This is a genomic window from Novosphingobium sp. DS6-6, from assembly GCF_057784975.1.
Window position 1 is genome coordinate 43,747 of sequence record NZ_JBYNTS010000015.1, and the last position, 9,130, is coordinate 52,876.

Here is a 9,130-nt window from a genome sequence, read left to right on the forward strand (position 1 = left end):
AAGATTCTTGTGTTTCCAAACGTCTGAGCGATTGGCTGCTTCCGTTTGCCGTCGTATAGCGCCGCAGTGCGTGAAGAAATTTGTCCGAATATTCTGATGGCATCATGTCGAGTGGGGGCACCGCTCACATGTTGAACGTCCTCGCGCTCGAACTCATCGCCGACGTCATGAAGTGGGAGAACGAGGAGGCCACTCGAGAATACGCCTGGCTCCGGCTCATCTCTTCGATGAAATACGACGGGTATTCCGACTTTAGGGCCGGAGTGCGCTTTCTGGAAAGTCTGGTGTCCTGGCTCAGGCAATTCGACGAAGCTGACAGGGCGGCTGCCTACTCGTTCGTCAAGGAGAGGCTTGTCTACATCTCCGGCCTCGAAATGCAGCGGGTCATCGAGACGTTTATCCCTGAAGTGGTCTTCCCATACCTGCGGGTCTCGGTTGCCGAGGAGTTCGGGATCAAGCCCTACGAGGTTTGGCAGACAATGGAAACGGCAGCGGCCTTCGGTCGACGCCTCCGCCGCTGCCTCTTCGTGGGTCTGAGCGACGGAAGCCGGATCGATGTGCTGCGCCGGGCCAACGCGGGCCGACTGTCGCAGGAGCAGGTCATCCCCATGATGAACGTCGACGATGAGAAGTGGAAGAGTCTCGCGGAGGACCTGATGAAGGAACTCGGCAATGACGCCCGCTTCGACGACGTCTACCTCATCGACGACTTCACGGCGTCGGGAACGACCTTCATCCGGTTTCCAGACGGCAAACCCAAAGGCAAGCTTCACAAGTTCGAGAGCATCGTGCAGAACGCAAAGGAAAGGCTCGTTGGCGCAGGTGAGGCCTTCCCGCTGTCGGACCAGTACACGCTGCATATCCACCACTACGTCTCGACGGTGCAGGCGCACGATGCGCTGGTCGAGCGGGTGACGGAAGCAGGCCAGAGGCTTGCCGGAAAGAGCTTCGGCAATTGGCAAATAACCGAGGGTATGCTCCTGCCGTCCGATATCCGCGTCGCCACGATCGACAAGGAGACGGGGGGCGTCACAGCCATAAGGCCGACGGATGGTCCGATCGTCGAGCTTTGCAGCCGGTATTACGATCATGAATTGTTCAAGCGGCTGGAGAAGCATTGCAGGGAGGCGGGTCAGAGCGACATGAAGTATGGCTACGCGGACTGCGCCTTGCCGCTCGTTCTCGAACACAACACTCCGAACAACGCCGTGCCTCTTCTGTGGGCAGAGACCAACGGCAAGGCTGGGAATCCGATGCATCCGCTTTTCTTCCGGCGCGACAGGCACGGCTGATGGCGAACCCATTCCTCCGACGCGCAACTGAGTATGTCCGGGATGATGCCTCGTTCCTCTCAATCGTTAGCCCTGCTCCCCTTACGACGTTCCTCGCGACCAGCAAGAGCAAGGACGACATGTTCGAGGTCCCGGTCCGCATCATAGGGGCTCCGGGCAGCGGCAAGACGATGCTCGCGACCCTGGCCGAGTTCCACATGGTCGAGACGATCCTGAGTGATGAGACGAATCCCACCAATCGGACCCTCGCGGACGCACTCGCGCAAGCCGGATTCCTTCGAGACGGCAAGCCGAGCGTCGCCGCCGTGCGGGTGCCGATGGAGTCGGAGTACCGCGACTTCTGGGAGCTCTCCTACGATCCGCTGGTGAAGACGAAGCTCGCCTTCTGGCTTGTTCAGGCCCGAGCGATGCTCGGCCTCATCCGCAACCTGACGGTGAACCGGACGAGGAGCATCGAGGCGATCGAGTTCGTGCCGCGCGCCAACTACGAAGCGCATCTCGAGCAGATCGGCGGGCTTACAGCGGTCGGCATCAGGGACCGTGCGCTGGCGGTCCAGCGTGCGATCTATTCGGTAGGGGCGGGCCTTCGCGAACCAAAGCTAGAAGATCTGCCGGGCGACGCGACGGCGCCGTATGCTCCGTTTGACGCGATCAGCGGAATCCGCGTCGAGTGGCAGGGCGAGATTATCGAGATGAACCCCCTTGTCATGCTGGACGACGTGCACGCGCTGCATCACGACCAGCTCGAGGCGATGTTCGGCATGCTGTCCCACCGCGAGATGAAGTTCGGTCGTTGGATGATGATGCGGCTCGACGCTCTCAGCCCGGGAATGGTCATGCGCTCGCCCGCCAGGCAACCGACCCACAATCGTGCGACTGGTCGAGACTTCCGCGACATCCGGATGCAGGGCGACGGCGCCGAGAAGAAGGACAATTCGCGCAAGCAGTTTCGAACGATGGCGCGGGACATGGCCAAGCGCTACCTACCGATGGTCGAGGGTCTGCGGAACCGCAACGCCACGGACATTGATCGTCTCGTCCCCGGCCAACCGCCCAGCATGACGCTGGGCCAGCTCAGGGAGCTGGAGGACCGCGTGGCGAAGGACCAGAACAAGCTGAAGATCGGTCCCAGCCGCCGCAAGGAGATCGACGCGATCGTGGAGGACTACATAAGGCGCACGAAATCCTATGACGACGGTCCCGAGGTGGCGCTTGCGATGAAGCGGATACTGCTCCATCGCTACGCCGTCCGCATCGCCCGGTCTACGCCCTCCCTTTTCGAGGACATGGATCCCGAGCCGAAGACTCCCCTGAAGGCCGACTCGGATGTCGCCCACGGTGCCCGACTCCATCTCCATCACGAATTCGGCCGGCCCCTCCACTACGGGATCGACGACGTCTGCGATGCAAGCAACGAGAACGCTGAGGTCTTCTTGCAGTTCGCCGGAGATCTCGTCGCGAATGTGGAGACGAGAGCGATCAGGAACAATGCCCTCGCTCTCCCAGCGCGGGAACAGCAGTCGATCCTGATCACGAAGGCGAAATCGATCATGGACGCTTGGTCGTTTCCCCATGCCCAGCGCGTTCGTGACCTCGTCGATGCGATCGGTCGGGACTGCCGCGAGGAATCCCTCCTGCCGAACGCGCCGCTTGGCGCGGGTGCAAACGCGGTTGCCATCACCGAGGAAGAGATGGAGAGCCTCTCGCAGGAGGACGAGCTGGCAAGCGTACTCAAGTATGCCATCGCCAACGGCGCGATCACGATTGAGCGCAACTACGGCCAGGGGAGCAAGCTATGGGCGCTCATCGAGGTGACCGGCACGGTCGCTCTCGTGTATGGGCTAACCTTCAATAGGGGAGGTTTCCTGCCTCAGAAGCTGGATTACCTCCGCAGAGCGTCGGGCCTGATCGATGCGTAGGCATTGGGAGAACTGCATCACCAACTTTGACGATGACGTTGACGGATTCGTCGCCGACTACTTCTCGGATCCTGATCGTCGCGTGCTGCTCGTGGCGGCCGCCGGTTTCGATCCGCGGTCCCAGCGCATATCACGAATGCTTGCGACTACGCTCGGGGATCGCCTCTCTGCTTTTTACATCCGCGAGGAGAGGCATGGGGCCTCCGATGCGCTCGTCACCAGAGCGGACGAGAACGAGGCGGCGCTGAAGGTGATCGTGCCGGACAGCGAGTTCGTCAGGATCGACGTGTTCGCCGACGATGGAGCGCCGGTGGGCGGAGCCCGCATCGCGGCGCGGCTGAGTCAGCATCCCGTGCCCGACGCGGTCACCGACGTGATCCTAGACCTCAGTGCCCTCTCGATCGGCGTTGGCTTTCCCGCGGCGCGCATGCTGCTCGAGGATTGCGAGGCGACAAGCCATCGCGCGTTCCACCTCATGATCGTCTCGAACCCCGAGATGGACGACCGCATATCCAACGTACCGTCCAGCAGGCCGGGGTCCGTTAGGGGCTTCTCGCCCGCTATCGAGGCCGAGGGGCAGGGACTAGCGCAGGTCTGGATACCCCAACTCGCCAAGGGGCGCGGGCTCGCACTCACCCAGATCGGGGCGAACATCCCGAGGCGCTACAAGATATGCCCGCTGCTTCCCTTTCCAGCGCGCAACCCGCGCCGGGCCGACGATCTGCTCGCCGAGTACCAGACCGAGCTCGTGAACGAATGGGCGGTGGACCCGAGGGACGTGGTCTACGCATCGGAACGCAACCCGCTCGACTGCTATCGGACCCTGTCCACGCTCAAGACGCGCTTCGATCGCACCATGAAGGGGACCTACGAACCTCGAATGGTCCTCTCACCGGTCGGCAGCAAGGTTCTCGCTGCGGGAGCGCTGATGGCGGCAATCGAGCATGACATGGCGGTCCACTACCTCGAGACGGAGAGCTATTTATTCGAGGACGCGGGGCCGGCACCGGGCGATCCTCCGGACATGACTGTCCATCTGATCCTCTCTGGGCCGCTCTACGCGAGTTTCGACAAGTCGACAGCGAAGTCATGATCACTCCGGTCTTCAGCGAGAAGTTGGACTCGCTTCCCGGCACACTCGACGAGCTCAGGTCGTTTGACGCGAGCGGGATGGCGAACGCGCTCGCGGGTGGTGGGAGGCGGCATGCGGTGGCGATCGGCTCCGGCGGCTCCGCGATCGCCGTCGAATATCTTGCTCGCTGCAGGGAGACGCTGGGCTTGGGGCCCACGACGGTCCAGACCCCCATGGGTGCGGTCCTGGACGAGAGCGCGCTCACCGGAAGCGATGTATGGCTGTTCAGCGCCGGCGGCGACAATCCGGACGCAGTCGCGGCCTGCCGCGCCGCCTTCGACCGGAAGGCGAGCGCAGTGCACCTGGTCACGCGAAGCACGGACGGCGCCGCGGCCGATCTTATCCGAAGATCGGGAGGCACTATCCATCTGGTGCCGGTCTCGGATCGCAAGGACGGCTACCTCGCCACTCATTCCATCCTCGCCATGATGGTGGGGCTGCTGCTCTCGTGCGACCTAGTCTCGGGCGAACCCACAGGCGCATCGGCGCTGCTGGACGTCGTGGCTGCGCATCTTGTCGAAATGCGGGATGCCGGGTTGAGGGACTCACGCTTTGCCGCCCTCTCGGGCGTCCGGCGCGGTGACACCGTGGTGGTTGTCTCCGATACGCGGCTGGCCGCTGCTTCGGTGCTCCTCGACACGTCCATCTGGGAAGCGTGCCTATGCCATGTGCAGAGTACTGACTTTCGGAACTTCGCGCATGGTCGGCACGGCTGGCTGCACCATCGGGGCAATGAGACGGTACTGGTGGCGTTGACCGGAGGTGACAGCGCTGGCGCTTGGTCGGCCATCGACGGACTGCTCCCACTGTCACTGAGGCGGATCGCTATGGATTATGGCACCTGCGGCCGGCTCGAGAACGTCATTGCGGTCATCGATGGCCTCGGGCTTGTCGAGGCGATCGGCAACTCCGTCGGGATTGATCCGGGGAAGCCAGGGATTGGTGAGTTCGGTCGTCCGATCTATGAGAGCCGGTCGCTTGTGGAACTGGCTGAGACTTTGCCCGCGAATGTCCGCCACAAGCGGGCGGCCATGGCGAAGGCGGACAGCTGGGACGGCGGCGGCGATCCCCTCCATATGGTGGGCGATGCGCGCCTGAGGGCCCTAGCGGACGCCAGTATCGGTGGCATAGTCATGGACTACGACGGCACCGTCGTGACGACGGACGGCCGCTACGGACCTCCGGACCCTCAGATAGTGGAGGAGCTCGTCCGCCTTCATGGTCTAGGTTTGCGCATCGGCTTTGCGACCGGCAGGGGCGGCTCCGCCGGCGAGGAGCTGCGGAAGGCCCTCCCGCAGGAGATGCTGACCGCCGTGCCAATCGGATACTACAACGGCGGACATTTGCGCGCGGCTCACGTGGACATTGATGCCGACCCGGCGTCAGCCGACGATGCGATTGCGGCGACGGCGGGCTGGCTGGAGGAACGCGGCGACCTTTTTGCGGAGCACCGCTTCAAGCATCGCGCCATCCAGATCACCGTTGATATGGATCGCCTGCGGCACCCCTATCGCTTCGCCGCCGATCTGCGCGACTGCCCGGCGTTCGCCGACGGCAGGGTCCGCGTGACCGGTTCCGGCCACAGCTACGACATCGTGCCGGCGTCTTCGTCAAAGCTCGCTGTGGTTCGGGAGCTCAGGAACGGCATGCCGGCGGATGCCGAGGTGCTGTGCTTCGGGGATAGCGGCTCCCGGCCGGGCAACGACCACGCATTGCTATCCCATTCATTCGGCATCAGCGTAGGGGACGTTTGCGCTGCGGCGGACGGTTGCTGGTCCATGTTCGGCTTCCATCCCGTCGGCCCCGAAGCCCTTCTCCGAATCCTGAGGAGTCTGGTAGCATCGGACGCTGGGGGGATTCGCCTCGACCTCGCGTCACTGGGTCTCGACAGGTGACACTAAACGAGTACAAAAAGTGAACATGAGCGCTGCGAAATCTTTGAACGAGAATCGGATCGACGTCGCCGGAACCGGTTTCACGGTGCTCGACCGGGTCTACGCAGATGGGGACTTCGCCGGTGAGGCGTTGGGGGGATCCTGCGGCAACGTCCTGCTTTCGCTCGCCATGCTCCACCGCCAGGTCGCACCCGTCCTGCTGCTGGGCGACGACGATGAGGGCGGGCGGCTCGTAGATGAGTTTATGGAGGCCGGTGCCATCACGGACTTCATTAGGCGTCGCGCCGATCTGCGCTCGCCGGTCCTGGCGCAGACGCTGGACACCGACCTGGGCCAGCATGACTTCAGCTTCGTATGCCCGGAGACGAGCGAGGATTTCCCGCGGTACGAGCCCATCGGTGTCGAGGAAGTCTCGTTGGCCAAATCGATGCTCGCCCAATGTGCCGTCTTCTATGCGGACCGGCTGTCGGAGAGCATACTGGTGGCCATGAGGACGGCGGGAGCGGCCGGCGCGGTGGTATTCTTCGAACCTTCGGACATCGAGTACGATGATTTGTTCGACGAGGCGCTTCGGATCGCGACGATCCTCAAGTTCTCGGAGGATCGCCTAGGCGGACGGCTTGCGGACCGTGTCTACAACTGCATCATGATCGTCACCCACGGATCCGATGGCCTCGAGGTGCGGGATGGCGAGCAGACGATCTGGTGCGACGCGATCGACGCACCGGAGGTTCTGGACACCTGCGGTTCAGGCGACATGGTCAGCGTCGGAGTGATCGACTGGGTGCTCGCGAACGGCTTCGGTACGGCGCGGCTCACGGCCGGGGCGCTCCTTGGAGGCATCGTGGCCGGGCAGCGGCTAGCAGCGGAGAACTGCGCCTACGCCGGTGCGCGCGGGCTGTTCAGGACGCGAGGCGCCGAATACGTCCGCGGGATACTCGGCGCCAGTGCGAGGCCGTTGTCAGGGGATCACGCGGCTACCACGAGGTAGGCGTCGAATCCCGGAGCCGCGTTGCGCAGTTCCGCGCGAAGTTCCATCAGCATTACGCCCAGCATGTTGCGCCCGACGCCGTTGACCTCCCCCCAGAGGCGGTTGACCTCGTTGTCAACCGTGGCCGTCTCGATGAGCTGCGCATCGCCGGTCGAGAGGAGAAGGTCGCGCAGGTCCGCGTGCTGGGTGAACTTGGCGCGCAGCACCGCCCGCATGCGGTCGAACTTGCTCGTCGACCAGCCGGGGGCGACGTCCCAGTAGTATAGGCCATGGGCCGCCATCGCTAGGAGCGAAGGCGACGGAGCCTCCATAAGCCACTTCTTGACCTCGGCCTTCCGTGCTTTCCCGGCCTGATAGGCGTGCTCGCTCGTCGGGTAGAGCTCGCCCTCAAACTCTATTTCGCGGCGGTAGAGGTTGCTGAAGGCGCCGAAGGGCTTCTCGCTAGCCCGATAAAATCGGATCTCGTCCATCGATCACTCCTTGCAAATTTGCATCACTTTAGTCATGCTAATTTGCATGAAGCCAACAAGCAAGCAGTTAAGTTCGCTCCAGAGGAGAATTGCGGACAGGTATTCGGCCAGCGGGCGCAGCAATGCCGAGATCGGGCGGCTCGCGTCCGTGCATCCGAGCCAGGTCGGGCGCATCTGCTCCGGGAACTTCAAGACCGTCAGCGCCAATGTGGTGCAGGTGTGCCGCGTTCTGGGGGTCAAGGTGCCGAAAATGGGGGAATCCTCGCGGATGGATCCAGAGTGGGCGAAGGCGAATGCCAGCCTGCGTCGGATCTGGGACCAGACGCCTCAGGGCGCGGCGACGATATGCAGGGTGCTGGACGCCATTGCAGATTTGCACGTTCCGGAAATGCACGCCGATAGCACCCGTTCGGAGAAGCAGGACGCGTGAGCGGATCACCAAGAACTATCTGCAGGATGAGGAGGTGGAGACGCTGACGCGTTCACACGCTTCCTCGACGATGGCCGGATCTGCCTCACCAACAATGCCGCCGAGCGCGCGCTCCGCTGCATCCCGCTCGGCCGCAAGGCGTGGCTGTTCTGCGGCTCCGACCGCGGCGGGCAGCGCGGTGCGATCATCTACACCCTGATCCAGACCGCGAAGCTCAACGATATCGATCCGCAGGCCTGGCTCGCCGATGTCCTCGCCCGCATCGCCGATCACCCGGCAACCAAGCTCGACAAGCTCCTGCCGTGGAACTGGGCGCCGCGCACCACAGCCATCGCCGCCTGACCCGGTCTACGCGCCGACCAGCATCACACCGCGGTCTTCACCGGATGCATACGCTCGTCCCTATTCGGAGCGATCTTCGCCCCTTCTCGGGTGCGGACCCGGATAAGTCGTTCTCAAACTCGGTGAAAGCTGTAAGTATGTCGAAGAAGACTCTCAGTCTTCCCAGCGGTCTTTCGCAAGTTCGCTGATAGAAGGCCGTGCATGGGCGAAAGCCTTTTTGTCAGCGACGCTCACGTTGAATGAGGCGACTGCTTCGATATCCATTTGCGCCGTGATCATCTTGTACGCCGCCCGTTCAAGATGGCGGAAATAGTCGCGATCTGCGATCACATACTGCTCGCGGCCGTGGGTGGTCAGGATCACGGGCTGCGTCTTTGCAAGCTTGAGGCACTCCTCAATGTCGCTGTGAAATCGGGTTATGGGAATCCTAGAGCACAATCCGACCTGATAGAATCGTGGGGGATTTCCTTGGCGCTGGAAGTCTGATTCATTCTGTGTGCTGGGTAGGAGGCCAGCAGGCATGGTCAGACCGATATCGGAGGATTTGCGGTCGCGGGTGATCGCGGCCGTTGAGGCAGGTCTGTCGCGGCGGGCAGCTGCTGATCGATTTGGCGTCGCGGTGGCAAGTGCCGTGCGCTGGGTCCGTGAATGGCGGGAGA

Annotated in this window: 9 protein-coding genes and 1 pseudogene; 8 read left to right on the forward strand and 2 right to left on the reverse strand. The window is 62.9% G+C overall.

What is annotated here, in order from left to right; all coding sequences use genetic code 11:
* Window positions 1-128: 128 nt before the first annotated feature.
* Genes AC3EDY_RS14745 through AC3EDY_RS14765 form a run of 5 tightly spaced genes read left to right on the forward strand, consistent with a single transcriptional unit; the run spans window position 129 to window position 7,229 of the window.
* Window positions 129-1,292 carry a phosphoribosyltransferase-like protein gene (locus tag AC3EDY_RS14745; RefSeq protein ID WP_488573262.1) on the forward strand — a complete coding sequence of 388 codons (1,164 nt, stop codon included), beginning with the start codon at window positions 129-131 and terminating at the stop codon, window positions 1,290-1,292.
* Window positions 1,292-3,211, forward strand: a complete 1,920-nt coding sequence (locus AC3EDY_RS14750; protein WP_488573263.1) for a hypothetical protein — start codon at window positions 1,292-1,294, stop codon at window positions 3,209-3,211. The genes AC3EDY_RS14745 and AC3EDY_RS14750 overlap by 1 nt, the downstream gene beginning before the upstream one ends.
* Complete coding sequence (locus AC3EDY_RS14755) at window positions 3,204-4,304, forward strand: hypothetical protein (protein WP_483660850.1); 1,101 nt, start codon at window positions 3,204-3,206, stop codon at window positions 4,302-4,304. Before AC3EDY_RS14750 ends, AC3EDY_RS14755 begins: the two co-directional genes overlap by 8 nt.
* Window positions 4,301-6,238, forward strand: coding sequence for a hypothetical protein (locus AC3EDY_RS14760; RefSeq protein WP_488573264.1), 1,938 nt, complete (start codon window positions 4,301-4,303; stop codon window positions 6,236-6,238). Before AC3EDY_RS14755 ends, AC3EDY_RS14760 begins: the two co-directional genes overlap by 4 nt.
* 25 nt (window positions 6,239-6,263) lie before the next feature.
* Entirely contained in the window at window positions 6,264-7,229 is a 966-nt protein-coding gene (locus tag AC3EDY_RS14765) for a PfkB family carbohydrate kinase (protein ID WP_488573265.1), read from the forward strand.
* Here AC3EDY_RS14765 and ybiA read toward each other — a convergent pair.
* Complete coding sequence (ybiA, locus tag AC3EDY_RS14770) at window positions 7,208-7,699, reverse strand: riboflavin biosynthesis intermediates N-glycosidase (protein ID WP_483660856.1); 492 nt, start codon at window positions 7,697-7,699, stop codon at window positions 7,208-7,210. The two genes, AC3EDY_RS14765 and ybiA, sit on opposite strands and share 22 nt — an antisense overlap.
* Before the next feature lie 46 nt (window positions 7,700-7,745).
* On the opposite strand from ybiA, the gene AC3EDY_RS14775 reads away from it, so the two are divergent.
* Both AC3EDY_RS14775 and AC3EDY_RS14780 read left to right on the forward strand, forming a co-directional pair.
* Window positions 7,746-8,129, forward strand: a complete 384-nt coding sequence (locus AC3EDY_RS14775) for a hypothetical protein (protein WP_292632805.1) — start codon at window positions 7,746-7,748, stop codon at window positions 8,127-8,129.
* A 45-nt stretch (window positions 8,130-8,174) separates the two neighbouring features.
* Window positions 8,175-8,471, forward strand: a pseudogene (locus AC3EDY_RS14780) (transposase domain-containing protein); the annotation flags it as partial.
* Between the two features lie 153 nt (window positions 8,472-8,624).
* Here the strand turns inward: AC3EDY_RS14780 and AC3EDY_RS14785 are convergent.
* A complete protein-coding gene (locus AC3EDY_RS14785) occupies window positions 8,625-8,834 on the reverse strand; it encodes a hypothetical protein (protein WP_488573266.1) in 210 nt (69 codons plus the stop codon).
* 157 nt (window positions 8,835-8,991) lie between these two features.
* On the opposite strand from AC3EDY_RS14785, the gene AC3EDY_RS14790 reads away from it, so the two are divergent.
* The coding region (locus tag AC3EDY_RS14790; RefSeq protein ID WP_488570821.1) for a helix-turn-helix domain-containing protein at window positions 8,992-9,130 on the forward strand (139 nt) is incomplete at its 3' end.